The 18,636-nt window shown below is 41.0% G+C and carries 15 protein-coding genes; 1 reads left to right on the top strand and 14 read right to left on the bottom strand.

The window, feature by feature from the left end:
* Nucleotides 1-258 precede the first annotated feature (258 nt).
* From ACRRMM_RS00090 to ACRRMM_RS00110, 5 genes are all read right to left on the bottom strand, one after another.
* Entirely contained in the window at nucleotides 259-1,185 is a 927-nt protein-coding gene (locus ACRRMM_RS00090) for an alpha/beta hydrolase fold domain-containing protein (RefSeq protein ID WP_048001471.1), read from the bottom strand.
* Between the two features lie 26 nt (nucleotides 1,186-1,211).
* Nucleotides 1,212-1,613, bottom strand: a complete 402-nt coding sequence (locus ACRRMM_RS00095) for a MerR family transcriptional regulator (protein ID WP_428828953.1) — start codon at nucleotides 1,611-1,613, stop codon at nucleotides 1,212-1,214.
* Between the two features lie 235 nt (nucleotides 1,614-1,848).
* Entirely contained in the window at nucleotides 1,849-3,324 is a 1,476-nt protein-coding gene (locus ACRRMM_RS00100) for a glycoside hydrolase family 1 protein (RefSeq protein WP_048001470.1), read from the bottom strand.
* A 14-nt stretch (nucleotides 3,325-3,338) separates the two neighbouring features.
* A complete protein-coding gene (locus tag ACRRMM_RS00105; RefSeq protein WP_048001469.1) occupies nucleotides 3,339-5,231 on the bottom strand; it encodes a beta-glucoside-specific PTS transporter subunit IIABC in 1,893 nt (630 codons plus the stop codon).
* A 118-nt stretch (nucleotides 5,232-5,349) separates the two neighbouring features.
* Entirely contained in the window at nucleotides 5,350-6,192 is an 843-nt protein-coding gene (locus ACRRMM_RS00110) for a PRD domain-containing protein (RefSeq protein WP_008343748.1), read from the bottom strand.
* Nucleotides 6,193-6,565: 373 nt separating this feature from the next.
* Here ACRRMM_RS00110 and ACRRMM_RS00115 point away from each other — a divergent pair, with 373 nt between their 5' ends.
* The gene (locus ACRRMM_RS00115; protein ID WP_007499277.1) at nucleotides 6,566-6,874 is read left to right on the top strand and encodes a DUF4870 domain-containing protein; all 309 of its coding nucleotides are present in this window, start codon (nucleotides 6,566-6,568) and stop codon (nucleotides 6,872-6,874) included.
* A 53-nt stretch (nucleotides 6,875-6,927) separates the two neighbouring features.
* On the opposite strand, the gene ACRRMM_RS00120 is transcribed toward ACRRMM_RS00115, so the two are convergent.
* The 9 genes from ACRRMM_RS00120 to ACRRMM_RS00160 all read right to left on the bottom strand — a co-directional run bounded on the left by ACRRMM_RS00120 (nucleotide 6,928) and on the right by ACRRMM_RS00160 (nucleotide 18,494).
* Nucleotides 6,928-8,331, bottom strand: coding sequence for a sensor histidine kinase (locus tag ACRRMM_RS00120; protein ID WP_129548311.1), 1,404 nt, complete (start codon nucleotides 8,329-8,331; stop codon nucleotides 6,928-6,930).
* A gap of 2 nt (nucleotides 8,332-8,333) precedes the next feature.
* On the bottom strand, nucleotides 8,334-9,041 hold the full coding sequence (locus ACRRMM_RS00125) for a response regulator transcription factor (protein WP_008343743.1): 708 nt from the start codon (nucleotides 9,039-9,041) through the stop codon (nucleotides 8,334-8,336).
* A 131-nt stretch (nucleotides 9,042-9,172) separates the two neighbouring features.
* Nucleotides 9,173-10,438: a glycoside hydrolase family 30 beta sandwich domain-containing protein gene (locus ACRRMM_RS00130; RefSeq protein ID WP_081038966.1), complete on the bottom strand. Its 1,266-nt coding sequence runs from the start codon at nucleotides 10,436-10,438 to the stop codon at nucleotides 9,173-9,175.
* A 41-nt stretch (nucleotides 10,439-10,479) separates the two neighbouring features.
* On the bottom strand, nucleotides 10,480-12,024 hold the full coding sequence (locus ACRRMM_RS00135) for a glycoside hydrolase family 43 protein (RefSeq protein ID WP_129548312.1): 1,545 nt from the start codon (nucleotides 12,022-12,024) through the stop codon (nucleotides 10,480-10,482).
* 223 nt (nucleotides 12,025-12,247) lie between these two features.
* Nucleotides 12,248-13,708, bottom strand: coding sequence for a CoA-acylating methylmalonate-semialdehyde dehydrogenase (locus ACRRMM_RS00140; RefSeq protein WP_076821605.1), 1,461 nt, complete (start codon nucleotides 13,706-13,708; stop codon nucleotides 12,248-12,250).
* A 373-nt stretch (nucleotides 13,709-14,081) separates the two neighbouring features.
* On the bottom strand, nucleotides 14,082-15,413 hold the full coding sequence (locus tag ACRRMM_RS00145) for an alpha-glucosidase/alpha-galactosidase (RefSeq protein ID WP_007499268.1): 1,332 nt from the start codon (nucleotides 15,411-15,413) through the stop codon (nucleotides 14,082-14,084).
* 31 nt (nucleotides 15,414-15,444) lie between these two features.
* Nucleotides 15,445-16,275 (bottom strand): carbohydrate ABC transporter permease, encoded by an 831-nt coding sequence (locus ACRRMM_RS00150; protein ID WP_035391882.1) that lies wholly within the window; start codon nucleotides 16,273-16,275, stop codon nucleotides 15,445-15,447.
* Nucleotides 16,275-17,207, bottom strand: a complete 933-nt coding sequence (locus ACRRMM_RS00155; RefSeq protein ID WP_025207432.1) for a carbohydrate ABC transporter permease — start codon at nucleotides 17,205-17,207, stop codon at nucleotides 16,275-16,277. The genes ACRRMM_RS00150 and ACRRMM_RS00155 overlap by 1 nt, the downstream gene beginning before the upstream one ends.
* A 30-nt stretch (nucleotides 17,208-17,237) precedes the next feature.
* Nucleotides 17,238-18,494, bottom strand: coding sequence for an ABC transporter substrate-binding protein (locus tag ACRRMM_RS00160; RefSeq protein WP_035701017.1), 1,257 nt, complete (start codon nucleotides 18,492-18,494; stop codon nucleotides 17,238-17,240).
* Nucleotides 18,495-18,636: the final 142 nt, after the last annotated feature.

The raw sequence follows: 18,636 nt of genomic DNA on the forward strand, positions 1-18,636 counted from the left end.
ACTGATAATCCTCTTTTTTGCTTCGTCTATTAATTCGATATCATCTTGTGATAGATCAAACGTTTTCATCGCGTTTCCCCTTTCGCCTCACTGCTCGTATGTATTATACCAAACATGAGGTGATGAACTGAACTTCACTCTCCTTTACTAACCAGCCAAAAGACCGTTTAATCTATTGAAAAAAGCTGCTTTCAAGTAAGCAACCTTTTCCCTTATTTACATCAGAACATTTACCCTTTCTAGGTGTGAACTGAATCCCTATCGATTGATCACTTGAATGATTTTCTTCAGAGCATCTGCCGCTTCTGGAATTGGCATGACAACAAACACATGCAGCATTTCAGGATAAACAAAGGTTTTGATGTCCATTCCTTGTGCTGATAGTTTTTCATCGAGCTTTATGGCATCTGGATATAACATATCATGTGTTCCGATAAAATGAGTGATCTTCCCGAGCCCTTTAAAGTCACCGTAAATCGGACTAATCAATGGGTCTGTGAGACTTTGATCAGCTGCCCACAATTTTGTGATGACTCCCATTCCTTCATGACCTAGAATCGGATCTTTTTTTGCATATTCAAATATGAGAGGGTTGCTCATACTCATATCCACACACGCAGATAGTAACACGATATCCTTCGGCTGCGGCAGATCCTCTTTCTTTAAAAGGTGCGCAAGACCAAGTGAGATGTTTCCGCCAGCTGAATCTCCCATGATCGTCAATTGATTGGCACTTCCAGCAGTTTTCAGAAGGTCTTTATATAGGTTAAGCATTTTCGGATACGTATCCTGGTTGCTATAATGAGGTACTTTTGGGTAAATAGGAGCGACTACTTTCGCACCTAGTGATTGCGCCATTTTATCCATGAACCACCAATGGACATTCAAAGGCTGATTTGTCCACGCACCACCATGTAGATAGAGAATGACTTTTTGATTTTGTGATGCTTGTTCATTCAATGTGAAAACTTGCATGCCTTCGAATGTCTGCTCTTGTACCTCACTGATTAACTTCACATCATCTCCAATGGCATAAGGCTGCGTATTTTCAATTCCTTTTTGCTCGAGGAATTTTTTTGTCTGTTCGATACTGGAAAAACTCTCTTTATTACTTTGCGAAGCGAATAATGTTTCAAATTGAATACTTTCTTTAGAACGTTCACCATGATACATTTCTACACTCATTTTTTTCTCTCCTTCACCCAATAGGTTTATTGATCATCCTGCTTTGGAACACGAAATGATTCCAGGTAGAGTTGTACTTTTTTTTCAGGGGTTTTTAATAAGTTAGATAAAAGGTCTTGAATGAGACGAAGGCTTTTAATTTTCTTTTCAATTTCTTCATGTTTAAGATGGACAATTTGTCTTAGGGTATCAAGGTCTATGTCTTGACTTAGCATGTCCATAATTTCTGCTATTTCCTTTAATGAATAACCGAGCGTTTTCGCATCTTTGATCAATTGAATTTTCACAACATAGTCGTCTGTATAGAGTCTGTAACCGTTTGAACGTCGTCTTGGAGCAGGTAATATGTTGTGTTCTTCATAGTAACGAATTGCGGCAGGACTTACTCCTGTTTTTTTGACAAGTTCTCCTCTAGTCATCAACTCCATCGTTACTCCTTTTTTATTATTTTGTTTTACTATATGTACATTATAAAGGTTGAACTATACTTCAAGGTCAAGGTGAAACATTTTTCGGCCAACTTTTGTTATCAAATGATTGTAGCAAAGAGATCTCTAGTGCTTGCTATGACATAATTGAGGTTACTTTTCGGTAAACAAAAAAACACCATCGTACCCGGCCAATTAAGGCGGATGCAATGGTGTCATCATCATTCCATCTGGATTATGATAAATCTTCCCCATTTGTTGCAATCACTTTTTTGTACCAGTAGAAGGAATCTTTTTTGTAACGATTTAATGAACCATTCCCTCTGTCGTCTTGATCTACATAGATCAAACCATAGCGCTTACTCATTTGAGATGTTCCGCAGCTAATTAAGTCAATACAACCCCATGGTGTATACCCCATTAAGTCGACACCTTCTTTGACTGCTTCTTTCATCTGTTCAATATGTTGTTTTAAATAATCAATTCGATAATCGTCGTGAATTTCTTTGTCTGGTGTCAATGTATCTCTTGCGCCAAGTCCGTTTTCACAAACAAATAAAGGTTTTTGGTATCTGTCATACAGTTTAATTAATGAAATGCGCAGACCCATTGGATCAATTGGCCAATCCCATTGTGATAACTCCAAATGCTCATTTTTAATTGGACTATCAAATGTACCCGCTAGCTCGGCTGCATCTTCTCGGGCTTCTGCTACGTGGGACATATAGTAGCTGATCGCCACAAAATCAACGATGCCCTCTTTCAAAATTTGCTCATCCTGCTCTTCGATATCAAGTTTGATGTCGTTGTCAGCAAAATATTTCACCATGTATGTTGGATATTCACCTCTAGCTTGAACATCCGGATAGAACATATTCAATTGGTTCGATTTTACCGCTTGCAGCTGGTCCTCTGGTTTCGTTGTTTTTGCATAGGCTTCAATTTGGTTTATCATACAGCCAATTTGGACATTTGGAATGATTTCTTTTGCAGCCTTCACTGTGAGAGCGCTGGCGATAAATTGGTGATGTGATGCTTGATACGCAGCCTGTAATTTATGGTCTACTAGGTCCTCTAAAATTCCAGCACCGGTGTAAAGGCTGTTGAGGTTCATATTCATTTCATTGAATGTAATCCAATACTTCACTTTATTTTTATATCTTTCTAAAATGGCACGGGCATATTTTTCAAACAACGGGACAAGCTCTCTACTCATCCAGCCATTATATTTCTCTGTTAAAGTAATCGGCATTTCGTAATGAGACATCGTGACTAGCGGTTCAATTCCATATTTCGCACACTCATCAAATACGTTATCGTAAAAAGCCAATCCTTCTTCGTTCGGCTTGTCTTCTAAACCAGTTGGAAAGATTCTTGCCCATGAAATAGACAAGCGAAACACTTTAAAGCCCATCTCTGCAAATAGTGCAATATCCTCTTCATATCGATGGTAAAAATCGATTCCGCGTCTTTTCGGAAAATCAAATTCATCGGGTTGTTCCTTGTATCTTGTTAATTCAGCTGAACTCACATCGAAAGTAAAGTTGTTCACTTTTCCTTTTTCATAAGGATCTTTATATGCAGCAAAGTCTGACGTCGACAGGCCCTTGCCACCTTCTAAGTATGCGCCCTCTATTTGATTGGCAGCAGTTGCGCCACCCCATAAAAAATCATCTGAAAATCCTTTTTTTAATTCTTTCATTTCAATCATCCCTTCTCTTTATATTAGTGAATAAGCATTAAGAGCTTATTTTGACCTGCGGTGACATGAGCGTCACCTGTATGAATCACATCAAGATATTGCGTTGAATTTGTGACGATAATAGGTGTCACTACATCTAAATGGTTTGATTGAATTCCTTCTATATCAAACGATAATAAATGATCCCCCGTCTTTATCTTATCGCCCTCTTTTACCAGTACATCAAGGAATTGGCCGTTTAGGCTGACCGTATCAATCCCCACGTGGATCAATAATTCAATCCCATCATCTGAAACGAGTCCGATGGCATGTTTAGTAGGTGTAACAGTCACTACTTTTCCTGAGAACGGTGCTTGTACCACCCCCTTATCAGGCAAAATTGCGACTCCCTTCCCCATCATTTCACTTGAGAACACGGAATCATTCACTTCAGATAAAGGAATGACCTTTCCACTCATAGGTGCTTGAACTTCATAAGGGTTTGTTTGCTTAGACATTTGTTGATTCTCTGTACTCTCAGTGTGATTTGGCTTTTCTGCAGCTTGCTCGTTAAAAGCCGTTACAGACTCCTGAAATCCAAGGAGAATGGTGATGAGAAGTGACACGATGAAGCTAAGGGCGATTCCAATCAGAGCCAGCTGAAAATTATTTGTCCCTTTCATAATGTAAGTTGGCAGTGAAGTAATGCCTGGGATCGAAAAGGCTGTCGTTTTAACTGAAAATAAACCGTAAAAACATCCACCGACTGCGCCGCCAATTAATGAAGCATAAAAAGGTTTTTTTAGTCTAAGTGTGACTCCATAAATGGCTGGTTCTGTGATCCCGAAGAAACTAGGAAGCAATGTTGAAAGCGCTAAAGACCTTGTTTCTACCCGCTTGGTGCGGATGATGACACCTAACACAGCGCCTGCTTGTGCCATATTCGCAATGAAATTCATTGGAAGCAGCATGATATCGTAACCCACTTTTTCAAAGCTGGCTAACGTGCTTGGGAAGAATGCGTAATGCATTCCAGTTAACACAATGAGTGGCATAAGGCCCCCCATTAATAAACCGGCAATCGGACCAGCGAAATTGAACAATGAAGTGAAAAAGATTTCTAAATATTGCCCAGAAACGTTCCCAATAGGAGCGATAAAAGCCAGTGTAAGAGGAGCCGTGATCATCAGGCTCAGTACCGGTGTAAATACGATACTTAAGGATTTTGGGATCGCTTTTGTTATCCACTTATCGACAAAACTTAGTAATAGCACACCTAATATAATTGGTAATACAGAAGATGTGTAATTATTTAGTGGAATACTTAACCCTAAAAAACTTAACGGGTCTGCTCCTTTTGCTGCACCTTCGATCATCGTTGGATATAGTAAAATCCCTGCTAATGCGAGCGCAAGAGATTCTCGCGTTTTAAATTTCTTCGCTGCCGAATAAGCAATGAGGAAAGGTAAAAAGTAAAAGACAGCATTTGAAAAAATTTGAAGTACTTGATAGGTAGAACTTGTCTCCGTCAGCCACCCTAAGCTAACGAACAGTGCCATGATTCCTTTGATCAATCCACTACCAACAATCGCTGGCAAAATAGGTGTGAAAATCCCGCTGATCACATCGAATACGACTTCAATTGGGTTCATCTTTGACGTGTTTTTAACAGGAGCAGAATCATTGCTACTATGACCGGCCAGATGATCGATTTCCTCATAAACCTCTGCTACCTTTGCTCCAATAATGACTTGGAACTGTCCACTTTGGAATTGAGCACCTAAAACACCATCTAATGTTTTCAGCTCATCTACTTTTACCTGACTTTCATCGTTGAGATTAAATCTTAGCCGTGTGATACAATGCCAACTTTGAGATATATTTTCGGTTCCACCAATTAATTTCACAATTTTTCCAGCCAATTCTTTGTTTTCCATGCTTTCACCCCTTCATTTTCACAAAAAAAACCTAAACAAAATCCACCATAGAAAAGATCATTCTTTCTCATGGAGATTTGTTTAGGTTAATGCTTTTTCATAACACGCCTAAAAGAAATCATTTATTTTTTTGGTGTTCCTTTGTGATTCTCTCAATATGGATGACTAAAAAAACAAGTTCGTCTTCTGTCACATTCCAATTGAATTCTCGTTTTAACATTTCTTTGATGATCAATCCGCAGGCATAACTCTTCATATAACGATCCTGTATTAATTCTTTTAACGAGTCATCCATCTGCTGCGGTGGTTGATTGGTTTCCTGCCTGACAATAAAATATCTCAAGTGGGTAATAAACCTCGAATAATTAATGGATGATTTATCCAATATCATCTCGAAAATATTTTGAATGATTTTGACGATTTCTTTCGTCAGGTGAGTCATCTTAATGGTGTCTCCCATAGACTGACCATCTATTTGAGCGTTTACAAAATGCAGGGCAATGAGTGAAGCTTCAGTATCTTCAAAAGAAATGCCCATCATCTTTTGAATAATTGTCAGTGCTTTTTTCCCGACTTGATATTCTTGAAAATAGAGATGTGGAATTTCCCACACAATGGGGTTTTCATACGCCATTTTTTCTTCGTGCCTTTGAATAGCGAAGGTGAGATGATCGGATAGCGAAAAGAGCGCGCTGGAACCTAACTTCTTATTCAACATCTCTTCGCCTACGCGAATGATTTTTTCAGTTAATAAAAGGATATCAGTTGGGATAGCGGCAAGTTGAGATTCTAATGGAGACGTCTGATCAGAATAAAATGTCTTACTGACAGCGCTCTCATCAAGTGTATCACCTTTCTTCTTTTTAAAACCTATTCCTGTTCCAAACACAACGACTTCATTTTGAGCCTCTGTTAGAGCTAATACGATATTATTATTTAAAACTTTAACGACGGTGAACATCCTCATCCCACCTTACCTAAAATGCTAAAAAAGCATAAAAAAACACCAAAATCTCAGCAAACAACGTACAAATGTACAATCTGTTTACCTGACTTGGTGGTGCCTGATCATATCAGTAACACTCCTGCATCGGTTACGACTTTATTTTAAATAGAGGGATGACCAAAGTCAACTATTTTTTTCTGAAAAAATAGATTGAAATACCCAGAATCATTTTATCTTTCCTTGTCTTTTTACAGTTTAACATATTTAAGGTTGCTGTAAGGTTCGGATTAATACGAGTTAAGGTTGAGGTTGTACAATGGGTTTGTAAGGAATTGAGGGATGAGTTAAATGGTCCTCTGTTCTAAATCAATCATAGAGGTGAAAAGCTTTGAGAGAAAATAAAATTTTGTCTTCATTATGTTACTTCAGCATCTTTTTTGCACCATTTCTATTTCCGATTATCGTTTATTTCTTAGGAAAAGACGAAGTGAAATACCATGCGAAAAAATCACTATGGACACATATTATTCCTTATTTGATTTTCGGTCTTGGTATTGCCGGTTCTGGTTTACTTGGCATGAACGATATCAGTCATGCTGGTCCGTTCTTAATTGCAACGTATGCTGTGACATTCCTTGTGGCGATCTACTTCTTCATTTGGAACATTGTGAAAGGCATTAAAGTGTTTTCAGAATAAGAGTTAGAAAAAACGGTTCTGTGATTGATCAGAACCGTTTTTTGTATGTCCGTTTAAGCGGGTAATTGGATATCAATCGTTGTTCCTTCTCCTATTATACTTTGTATTGTCATATCTCCCCCGTGTTTTTGGATGATATCTTTTGCAATCGCCATTCCAAGACCTGAGCCTGCATGTGTCCCTCCTGTATTCGTCCCTCTATAGTAGCGGTCAAATACTTTTTCTAGCTCTGCTTCTTCAATTCCTTTGCCATTGTCTTGAATGGTGATATGGGTATGTTCTTTTTGTTCAAGCTGTACAATGATTTTCACATCAGCATCATTGTGAACAAGGGCATTTAAAATGAGATTGGTGACCGCTCTTCTTATGAGGATCGTATCAATATTCAGCATAAGCTTGTCTACATTCGTTTGCAGCTCAATGGTCTGATCTGCATATCTCGAATCGTTGAGGATATCAATTAACGTTTCACGCAGCAATGGCACAATGTTCACCAGTTCTTTATGCAGCATCACGTCGTTATTTTTCAGCCTTGTTGTTAAATTGAGATCCTCCATCACATCTTTGATGTACAATGATTTATTCTCTATGATGCTGGCATAATGTCTAATGTCTTGATTTGAAAGAGGATAATTTGGATCTTTCATGATTTCTGCATAGCCTTGAATAGAGGATAATGGTGTTTTAATATCATGAGAAATATGACTGATCCACTCTTCCCGCATTTGCTCTAATTTGTCTTTTTCTTTTTGGCTTGAAGCGAGCTGCTCGGATAAGTGATTGACATTATAGAACACATCTTTATATATCCCCTTCGTTGGCAGCTTCGTCGTATAATCTCCGTTTGCGAGCCTCTGGATGCCGTAAATGGCACGGCCGAGCGGTTTGATGAGTTGCCGGCTGAATAAGTATCCAATGAATAAGGCAATGATGGCATCAATCGATAATAAAATCATCGTCCCGATATTGAATTGCGATATTAATTCTTTCGTATCAAAAGAAAATAAATATTTTCCGATGGAAGGGTCCTTAAATCCGATGAAGTAGCTGTATTCCTTACCCTTTCCATTTTTCCCGCCAGCATAGATCGTCGACATCAATTGCTTATCTTTATATTTATGTAAGTTTACAATTTCTATAGGTGTGTATTTGCTTTTTAAGCCTTTAGGTGCTAGTGCATGATAGACGTCTTGTCCATTTTCGTCTAATATTTGAATCCACGCATTTTGTTGTTTTAAAGCTTGCTGTCCTTCTTTACTCACAGTGATATCTTGATTAGACAAGGTGATGTATTGTTCAAATGTTCTTGTGAAGGTTTCCGGCGTATTTTCTTCGTTTTGCTGACTGCTTGCTTGTAGTACAAGCCATATCATGAATCCAAATAAGTTAATAAAGACCGTGATAATGGTCACGATAATAACAGAGACCATGTATCTGCCTGTTAATCGCCATTTCATCTTTACGCATCCTTTACAACAAATTTATAGCCAAGTCCTTTGACCGTCACGAGAAATTCTGGTGTAGATGGGGAATGTTCTATTTTTTCCCGCAGTCTTCGTATATGAACCATTACCGTATTATCAGAACCGAAGAAATCCTCTCCCCAAACCGTTTGATAAAGCGTTTCTTTACTGATCACGCGATTCGGATGCTGCAAGAAATAAGTCATCAACATAAGTTCTTTCGGTGTGAGTTCAATTGCCGCTCCGTTTTTCGTCAGTTCGGCTTGCTGCTCGTTTAACTCAAATGGTCCTTTTTTGATCACGGGCTCCGCTTGAGAAGGCTGTAAGTAGGATGACCGTCTTAGCTGGGCTTTTACCCGGTAGGCGACTTCTTTTGGACTGAACGGTTTTGTAATGTAATCATCGCCGCCAATGGCAAGTCCTACAATTTTGTCTGATTCCTCTCCCTTTGCTGATAAAAAGATAATCGGAACATGTGAGACATCTCTGATTTGTTTGCAAATATCGTAGCCTTCTCCGTCTGGCAACATAATATCCAGTATGACGAGATCTGGTTGTTCTTGATGAAATTGCGTGAGCCCATCACGGGCAGTTGAAGCTGTTAACACCTGGTCAATGCCTTCTCTTGTTAATACGGTATGGATTAATTCTAAAATTTCTTTTTCGTCATCTATAATCAATACTTTGCTTTGAACCTTTGGCATAATGATCACTCTCCTGAAGTCATTGTTATTATTATACCCAAAGTGTTGACGTCGTGAAAAATCAACTTTCTATTTACACAGAAAAAAGCCAATTTTCTTTTTTAATGAGAAAATTGGCTTTTCGTGTTTCTCTAGCGTTTGACCACAAATGTTGTCACACTTTGAGCAGGGAGATGAGCCCAAAATTGATTTCCTGATATGTTTAAGTCAGTTCCAGGTTGAAGGTTGCTGCTGCCGCTCGTCACCCATCTAGACGCCTGAGAAACAGAGCCATTTTGCACGACGAAGTGTTGATTGACCCCTGCATTGTTTTTATTAATCGCCACAATGACGACCTGATTGTTTCCTTTATAAGCTGAGACGAAAACATTTGATTCAGGGCTTTTCGTTGCATCAATTCTGACGTACCCTGGACGCACAAACTTGGAGAAATGCGCCATGTTGTATCCGCGCTTGCTAATCATTCCATCTTCTTTCATAGGACCGTATGATCTCCGGATGTACCACCACACATACGCCTGAAAGTCCCCTTCCACCATTGATTGGTGAATATGCTCTGATACCCCTAATGCCTCAGGCCAGCGGTCCGCTGAATTGTTATCACTATTCGGATAGTAGACCTCTGTCATCCATAGCTCTTTCCCTGCCCCTTTTTGTTTGAAAAGAGGGTACGGAAGCTGGCTAATTTGGGTTCCGTATAGATGAGCGCCGAGAATGTCCATATTCCTTAGCGCCTGCGGATCGTTTAAGATAGGATCTGAGATATTCTTAAGGTATTGAAACGATTCTGGTGCAATCACACGTGCATTAATGGAGCCGGCATTTTCTCTCATGAATCGCAGGATTTCCTGAGGTGTCCACCATGTCCATTCATGCGCATAATCAGGCTCGTTTTGTACAGAAATGGCATAAAGATTGACTCCGTTGTTTTTCATGTAAGTGACAAAATCATTCAGATGCTGAGCATATGCTGCGTATTGATTGTATTTAAGCCGCTTGGCAGGTGATCCATTCCGGTTAAATGTTTCAACCATACTGCTTGGAGGATTCCAAGGGGAAGCAATGACTAGAGCACCATGCTCGATCGCTCGTTTGGCCGTCGCGACTTCTCTGCTCCAATTGTTTCTGTTTTCGTCTACATAAATTCTAAGAATGGAAAACCCTAACTGATTTTGTCCATTGCCAAAGGCAGTCTCCCTTTGTGGCGCTGTCAAATCACCAATCCAAGCTGGATGGTTCATTCCGCCAAAACCACGAATCACTTGTCTTTCTGCATTAAGGTTAATGTTTGCGTCAGCTGCTGATACTTCAGCTACTCCGGGGCCTATGAACATGACAGATAGCATGGTGAAACACACCAATAAAGCAAGCATTGGTTTTTTTATACATGACATCAAATTTCCCACTCCTCTATCAAACATTTAAGCACCTTTATTCGCTACCTTTGAGTAAACTGCCAAGAATCAAATTGGAATAGATTTCCCCCGCCTGTTCCGGTAAAGACAAAAAATACGTTGTGCACTCCGGATGCGCCGTTAATCGCTGTTTCTATTTCCCGCCAGTTTTGTGTTCCACCGGTGGAAGGGACATTCAGTGTACCGACCAGTCTGCCGTTTGCGCTGTCAAGGCGTACTTCTATTTTCCCGCCTACTGTCGATGCGACATTGGCTTTAAATGTTCTAGCGCCATTTGAACCAAAGTCTACATTCCCTAAAGCCACCCAATCGCCATTTTGAATATTGGTGACATGCTGGTTATTCACTGGTCCTCCTGGTGCTGACGAGGCTTCTGTCAAAATGCGTCCATTCCAAGCGAATGTTTCAGCTTCAACACGTTGATATGGATTCAGATTAGATAGCTGTTTCACCCCTTCATAATTGGCTGCTACTTCTCGAAGGGAGCCATCTGCATTATGCACAAGCTTGTTAATATGTGGAGAGCGATAGCCTTTGCCACTTCCGTATAAGGCAGAGCTAACGGTTTGCGTATGATACACCACATACCACTCATTTTTAAAATTGAACACCGCATGATGGTTGTTACCGCCGCCACCAAAAAAAGCACCCGGATTTTTCAGAAAGTGTCCTTTATACGTGAAGGGTCCCATCGGACTTGAGCTCGTCATATAGCCGATTTCACCAGGTGGTTTATCGGCAGGATGGGAGCCGCCAAAATTGATGCAATAGGAATAGTAATAGGTTCCGTTATACTTATGCATCCCTGAGTCTTCAAACATAAAAGGAGCATCAATGGTGGATGCGCTACTGGCCACACTTGTCATATCAGCGCCTAGCTTCAGGACTCTTGCTGTTTTAGGATTTGCCCATTGTCCCTGCGTTGGATTGGAACCGCCTGGAACGCCTCCGCCGGCATATAGATAACCAGTACCGTCATCATCTACAAATACGGCCGGATCAAAAAGCCATACAACTCCGGACATGCCAGGTGTACTTGGCGTAACGAGCGCTTTTCCAATTGGATCAGTCCATGGGCCAATCGGGCTGTCTGCTGTAAGGACTCCAATCCCTCCGCCGCTGTTAGCGAAATAAAGGAAAAATTTATCCTTTCCGTTGATCTTCTTTACCGCTGCTGATGGGGCCCATGATGCGCCTGCCCATTTGGCAATGCCTCTGCCGCCATTTGCCCCATTTGCTCCCGCTACTGGAATCGCTCCGTGATCGGTCCAGTTGACCATATCCGCCGAAGAGATGACGAATACTCTATTCAGATTTGCAAATGAATTGTCCTTAATCGTTCCGTTGCTTTGATATTCATAGTCATCACTCGACATATAAAGGTACACTCTTCCGTTATAGGTAAGCGCAAACGGGTCTGCTCCTAAGTGATGATCAATGAGCGGGTTTGCATTTCCTACTTGCTTGGCAATTGGTGTGCTTGCCGCATGCGCTTCATATACTGGCAAACAACTCAGTACCAAAGTGAAAATCAATAAACAAACGCTGCACTTCATCCTCGTCCTCATCGTGTCATTTCCTCCTGTTTTCATCTTCCTGATATTGGGGTTTAGGCCCAATTTCAAATTATGTTGATGTTTCGTGATGAAGAATGAATACAAAGAATGATTTCTCCCTGTGAAACCCTGTAAAGAGTGCGATGAAAACCCTTACTTTTTAACTAGAAGACAACAAAAAAATGCAGTCTCCATTTTGGAGCTGCATTCTTTCTCAATGTTCAATAAATGTACGCTACATATACCGAGCGGTCACCATTTTCTTTCTCGTGTAAAACTCTACTCCGTCTGTTCCATTGGCGTGCAAGTCTCCGTAGAAGGAATCTTTCCAGCCGGAAAATGGGAAGAAAGCCATTGGAGCAGGAACACCAATGTTAATGCCTAACATGCCGGCTTCGATGTTTTCACGAAATTCTCTTATGCTTGAAGCGCTGTCTGTGTATAGGCAGGCACCGTTTGCGAATTTTGATTGATTGGACAGGTCGATTGCTTCTGCGAGTGATGAGACACGGACAATGGATAAGACTGGGGCAAAAATCTCGTCCTGCCAGATTTTCATTTGATTTGTGACATGATCAAAGATCGTTGGTCCGACAAAATACCCTTCTCCATTTATTTCTTTATCTTGTCTGCCATCACGAATCAGGCTTGCGCCTTCTTCAATTCCTGATTGGATATATTGAAGAGTTCGTTCTTTATGCTCTTTCCGAATGACTGGTCCGAGAAAGACATCTTCATTTATTCCGTTTCCGATGACAAGCTGGTTGGATTCATCGACCAATTGTTGAATCAAGTCGTCCGCCACGTCTTCTTCCACTGCGACAACGGCTGCTGCCATGCAGCGTTCACCTGCTGATCCAAAAGCAGCGCCAATGATTTGTTTTGTGGCTGATTCTAAATCAGCATCTTTCAAGACGATGGAGTGATTTTTTGCACCGGCAAGTGCTTGTACACGTTTACCATGTGCTGTCCCTTTTTTATAGACGTATTCTGCGACTGGCTGAGAGCCGACAAACGAAATGGCTTTTACCTTTTCATGTTCAAGCAGACCGTTTACTACATCGTGAGCCCCATTGACAATGTTGAGCACACCTTTTGGAAGTCCCGCTTCTTCAAATAATTCTGCTAACCGTGCAGCAAGGATTGGCGTCCGTTCTGAAGGTTTTAAGACAAATGTATTTCCGCAGGCAATGGCAAGCGGGAACATCCAGCATGGGACCATCATCGGAAAGTTAAACGGAGTAATGCCACCGATGACGCCAATTGGGTAGCGGTACATGCCAGACTCTAGACCAGTCGCAATATCAGGCAGTTGTTTCCCCATCATTAAGGTTGGTGCACCAGCGGCAAATTCCACACATTCAATTCCTCGTTGCACCTCTCCTTTTGCTTCTGTTACACTTTTTCCGTTTTCTAGCGTAACGAGTTCAGCTAACTCATCCCATTTCTCTACGAGTAACTGTTGGTATTTAAATAATATACGTGCGCGCCGGGGAACAGCTGTTTTAGACCAAGTGGTGAACGCTTCTTGTGCTGCTTGGACTGCATGTTCTACATCCGTTTTTGTAGAAAGCGGTACTTCTGCGATGACTTCGCCAGTAGCTGGATTATAAACAGCTTCCGTTTGGTTCGTTTCGGCGTCCACCCATTGTCCATCAATATAATTTTTCAACGTTTGTACATCTGTTTTGGTCATGTTCCCTCTCTCCTCTTTGTTTGGATTGTGATGCAATCGTGTGTTGATTTATCGTCATTGTCTCATCTAAGGGGTCTTCATCTGTATACACTCTTTGTCAAATGAAACCACAGTTTTGCTTTACGTTCTGATAATACATGTGAAGTCTATACCTTCTAGCTCTTTTGGTTCCGAAGATCTGTCCCCCTTTTAGGTCGTTTTGTCTGTGTGTCATGTGGCATGATCATGTTAATTAATTGATGATATGTTTTTGGTTAACTGTTGGTTAACTTTAGAAAAATCATAATATTAAAAACGCTTTCAGTCAATGATCAGTTTGTTGATCTAAAAAAGCCTGATGCCAGGTGCATCAGGCTAAGACCGTTTATTTTAGTTATTTAGAAGAAATTGCGTATTGACTCGGCTCTGTATAAGCCGGGAGCATCTCCCCGTGTGCTTCGATTAATTCATTACATAGTTTGATGGTGTCATCAATTGATAATTCAGCACTTGTATGCGGGTCTAATAATGCCGCTTGGTAAATGTGTTCTTTTTTGCCGCTGATTGCAGCTTCAATCGTCATGAGCTGTGAGCTGATATTGGTCCGGTTGAGTCCAGCCAATTGTTCAGGTATCTCTCCGATATAACATGGCATGATACCGCTCCGGTCTGCAACACATGGCACTTCGACACAGGCTTTTTCAGGAAGGTTGTGAATGAGTCCTCCTGTGTTCAGTACATTTCCACCAAATTTAAAGGGAACGTTCGTTTCAATCGCTTCAATGATACGTGAACCATATTCTTTAGAGCGCGTATGCGTGATCTGTGTGTTTCCCACAAGGTCATGTTTCATCGTATTCCAATTGTTGATTTGTTCCTCGCAGCGTCTTGGATATTCATCGAGCGGAATGTTAAACTGTCCAATCAGTTCTGGATAACGAGATTTGATAAAATACGGATGATATTCTGCATTGTGCTCTGAGGATTCGGTGACATAGTAGCCGAATTTATCCATTAGTTCAAAACGAACCATATCTGGATGCCGCGTTTTTTGTTTTTCTTTTGCTCTTGCTTTGATTTCTGGATACAAGTCTTGACCGTCCCGTTTCACTTCTAATAACCATGCCATGTGATTAATGCCGGCAATTTTTTCTTCAATGCCTTCATGGTCCATTTCAAGTGATTGAAATAAATCTTTCGTACACACCTGTACGCTATGGCAAAGACCAACCGTTTGAACCCGAGTATAACGCAGCATAGCGCCAGTCAATGTGGCCATTGGATTCGTGTAATTTAATAATAAGGCGTGTGGACATACTTCTTCCATATCCTTTGCGAAGTCCAGCATCACGGGAATGGTTCGAAGTGAGCGGAAAATACCGCCGATGCCAACCGTATCCGCAATCGTTTGTCTTAATCCATATTTTTTTGGAATCTCAAAATCAATAACAGTGCTTGGCTGATAGCCTCCTACCTGGATGGCATTGATGACATATTTCGCATTCTTTAAGGCTTCTTTCCGGTTGTGATACGACTGAATGGTCACATGTGCACCGTAGTTCTCTTTTAAGTGACGTAGCATCGTTTCCGATTCTTTCAGCCGGTTGTGGTCGATATCATATAACGCAAATTCAAAGCCGGCAAGTGCGGGAACGAACAGACAATCTCCTAATATATTTTTAGCAAACACGGTACTTCCTGCACCGATAAATGTAATTTTAGACATAGACGACACTCCTTTTTACATCAAGGTTGGATTACCCTTTAACAGAGCCTTGAGACAGCCCTGCAATAAAGTATTTTTGCAACAGTAAAAACATCGTGACCATTGGCAGCATCGCAATAAGAGCAGCGGCGCCAACGAGCTGGAGCTGGTGTTGATTTTGACCAAAGAAATTGGATAAGGCGACTGTAAGTGTATGCATCTCTTTATCTTGCAAGAAGAAGATGGCAAATTGATAGTCGTTCCAAATATACACACAGGCAATGATTAAAACAGAAGCGGTAATCGGCTTCAGCAGCGGAAAAACGACGGTGAGAAAGACTCTTAGTGTTCCCGCGCCATCAATTCGAGCGGCTTCTTCAAGCTCCTTTGGAATCGTCGACCGGATAAAACCGGCATATAGAAAAATCGTCAGTGGCAAAAAAGCAGCAACATTGTTTAAAATAGCGATTTGATAAGTATTCATCATGCCAATTTGTACAACCATTTTGTATAAAGGGACAAGGGCTGTGAGCGGCGGTATGACCATAATGGCAATGAATAAGAGATACACCGCTTGATTCAGCTTTGTTCCTCTTCTTGCGAGTGGATAGGCGGCAAGTGATCCAAAGATGATGAGTAGGGCAGCCGAGCTGAACGTAATGATCACTGTATTCAAAAAGGACTGGCCAAGCTGAGCATCTGTCCATGCCATCAGAAAGTTTTCAAAATGAAGCGTTGATGGGAACAACCATTTTGAGCTAAAATCTCCTATCCCCTTTAGAGAGGTCGTGACTAAAATATAAAATGGAATCAGGTGAAGCAATGTAATCGAAAGGGCGAGTAAGGAGTACCATCTTTTCTTTCGTTTATAGGCGTTATCCATCACACCTCGGTCTCCTTTCGTTTGAAATAAATGAGCGCTGCGACACTTACGACAAGGATGATGACAGCCATGAAGACACCTTGCGTCGCTGCATAGCCTGCATCCTGCCGTTTGAAATACAAATCGTACATAAAAGTCGACATCGATTGCGAGGAATCTCCGGGTCCTCCGCCAGTGAGCGCGACAATGACATCAAATAATTTAAGTCCACCGATCACATTGAGCACAACATTGATGGTGATAGATGGCATTAAAAGCGGTAATGTGATGCGCCAAAATTGCTGAAGACCTGAAGCTCCGTCGAGTTGTGCTGCTTCATAATAATCTTTAGGTATGCTTTGGAGTCCTGCTAAATAAATGATCATGGCAATCCCGACGAATTGATACGTATTCACAAACACAATGATCCAAGTGTTTAGCTGCGGATTACCAAGTGCGTTCATTGGATCAAATCCAAAAAAGGTAACAACGTCGTTTAAAGCACCACCTTGGTACGCAAAGACAAAATACCAAATATAGCCCATAGCAATCGGGCTGATCATGACGGGTAAATAGATCACCGTTCTTGTGATGGCTCTCATTTTTAAACTTTGATTTAATAAGAGTGCATATCCAAGACCAATCATATTTTGTAAGATGGTGCTCCCGATGCCGTAAAGAAGGGTATTTTTCACAACAAGCCATGTAGTTGGATCTTGCAGCAATCGTTTGTATTGATCAAGTCCGATCCACTCATACTGTTGTGAGAAACCGTTCCAATTTGTAAAAGAAAGCTGAATCCCGTTAAAAAAGGGATAAATGATAAAGGCACTGACAACGAGAACAGCAGGCAGATACATCCACCAAAGTGAAGAATTTTGGCTATTTTTCATCTTCTGTTTGGGAAAAGAGGTAAATGTCGCCGCCTGTTTTTCTTTTGTGATGTCACTCATTGGCTTCACTCCTGTTTTAGCATGAGCCTGCTATTGTTTTTTCAGACGTTTATATTCCTCTTCCATTTTCTTCGATAATTGTTCCGGTGTGATGGAGCCTGCTAATAATTCTTGGCCGGTCGTTGCCATGACAGCCCACATGCCGCTCGGTAAGTATTTCCGATCAAAATATGGTTCAATCTTAATATCTTCATATTGCTCGTAAAATGTAGAATAATAGTTTTTGGCTTTGACTTCTTTTAAAGCCGTTTCAGAGGAAGTGCCCTCTGCGATTTTTTTTGCGTTTTCAGGCTTTGCTAGAAAGTCAATGAATTGTTTTGCTTCTTTTAGATGCTTTGAGTCTTTCCATGCCGCAACAGTAAAGCGTTCCCCGCCAATCCAGCTTTGCTCATCTCCTTCATGAATAGCTGGTACGGGCATGGTGCCTACTTTGATCGATTGATTGAGTTCAGTCGCCTCAGGTCCTAAAGATCCTCCCACAAAGGTGAAAGCGATTTTGTTTTGTGCCATCAGCTCAGGTGCTTGGGATAGTTTCGCAGTGAGTACATCTTTGTTTAAAAGGTCTTGATCTTTCAGCTCCTTCATAAACTGTGCAAGCGGTGTATAGTGAGACCAATCAAATGATCCATTTTCAAGGTCTTTTCCGTATTGATGTTTTTGATCAGTAATGAGTAAAGGCGTTGCCAGCTCATCAAAGACTTGGGCAATATTTGAATTATCGCCTCCTGGGATCCAGAGCGGCACAACTTCCCCTTTACTTTTTTCTTTGACAGTCTGTAAAGCACTTTTCAGTTCATCCAGTGTTTTAGGAACTTTCAGGCCATATTCTTTTAATAGATTGGCATTAAAACTAAGTCCGTCTTTTGCTTGATTCAGCGGATAAGCATAGACTTTGCCATCTTTGTCTTTTAAAATTTGATCGAGTGAAGGATCGAGTTGTTTTACCCAGTCCATCTCCTTTAGATCAGCCACGTATTCGCTATATCGCAGCTTGGCCCAGCCGTGTGTATCAAATAGGTCTGGCATATCGTTTGCCCCCATTTTGACGCGTATCATATCTTCATAGCTGTTGCCAGGGAAGTTGGCATCAATTCGGATGTTTTGATGTTCTTTTTCAAAATCACGGATCACTTCTTCAAATGCCTTTCTCTCCCCGCTGTTACTCATTGTGGAGAATAGAGTCAAGGTCACTTTCCCGTTTGCTTCAGACGCACCGTTATTGCCGCAAGCAGACAAGATCATCGACAAAACTAGAGCTACACACAGCATCAGAATTTTTTTACTCATCGTTTCCTCCTTTTGATTACTGAAAATTCAGACGATTATCGGTAGAATTCATGCAGTTGCGGAAACAAAAGAAGTCCATTATACTGGAATTCTATTCTTTTCAAAGAGATAAGAGAGCAATTGGGTGAACTGCGTTGTTTTC

It is taken from the genome of Bacillus sp. XT-4 (assembly GCF_050864245.1).
Classification (GTDB): Bacteria; Bacillota; Bacilli; order Bacillales; family Bacillaceae; genus Bacillus; species Bacillus altitudinis.

Excerpts from the sequence above, each read along its gene's own strand:
- ACRRMM_RS00090 (WP_048001471.1), bottom strand. The coding sequence starts at position 1,185 with ATGAGTGTAGAAATGTATCATGGTGAACGTTCTAAAGAAAGTATTCAA.
- ACRRMM_RS00095 (WP_428828953.1), bottom strand. The coding sequence starts at position 1,613 with ATGGAGTTGATGACTAGAGGAGAACTTGTCAAAAAAACAGGAGTAAGT.
- ACRRMM_RS00100 (WP_048001470.1), bottom strand. The coding sequence starts at position 3,324 with ATGATTGAAATGAAAGAATTAAAAAAAGGATTTTCAGATGATTTTTTA.
- ACRRMM_RS00105 (WP_048001469.1), bottom strand. The coding sequence starts at position 5,231 with ATGGAAAACAAAGAATTGGCTGGAAAAATTGTGAAATTAATTGGTGGA.
- ACRRMM_RS00110 (WP_008343748.1), bottom strand. The coding sequence starts at position 6,192 with ATGTTCACCGTCGTTAAAGTTTTAAATAATAATATCGTATTAGCTCTA.
- ACRRMM_RS00120 (WP_129548311.1), bottom strand. The coding sequence starts at position 8,331 with ATGAAATGGCGATTAACAGGCAGATACATGGTCTCTGTTATTATCGTG.
- ACRRMM_RS00125 (WP_008343743.1), bottom strand. The coding sequence starts at position 9,041 with ATGCCAAAGGTTCAAAGCAAAGTATTGATTATAGATGACGAAAAAGAA.
- ACRRMM_RS00135 (WP_129548312.1), bottom strand. The coding sequence starts at position 12,024 with ATGAGGACGAGGATGAAGTGCAGCGTTTGTTTATTGATTTTCACTTTG.
- ACRRMM_RS00140 (WP_076821605.1), bottom strand. The coding sequence starts at position 13,708 with ATGACCAAAACAGATGTACAAACGTTGAAAAATTATATTGATGGACAA.
- ACRRMM_RS00145 (WP_007499268.1), bottom strand. The coding sequence starts at position 15,413 with ATGTCTAAAATTACATTTATCGGTGCAGGAAGTACCGTGTTTGCTAAA.
- ACRRMM_RS00150 (WP_035391882.1), bottom strand. The coding sequence starts at position 16,275 with ATGGATAACGCCTATAAACGAAAGAAAAGATGGTACTCCTTACTCGCC.
- ACRRMM_RS00155 (WP_025207432.1), bottom strand. The coding sequence starts at position 17,207 with ATGAGTGACATCACAAAAGAAAAACAGGCGGCGACATTTACCTCTTTT.
- ACRRMM_RS00160 (WP_035701017.1), bottom strand. The coding sequence starts at position 18,494 with ATGAGTAAAAAAATTCTGATGCTGTGTGTAGCTCTAGTTTTGTCGATG.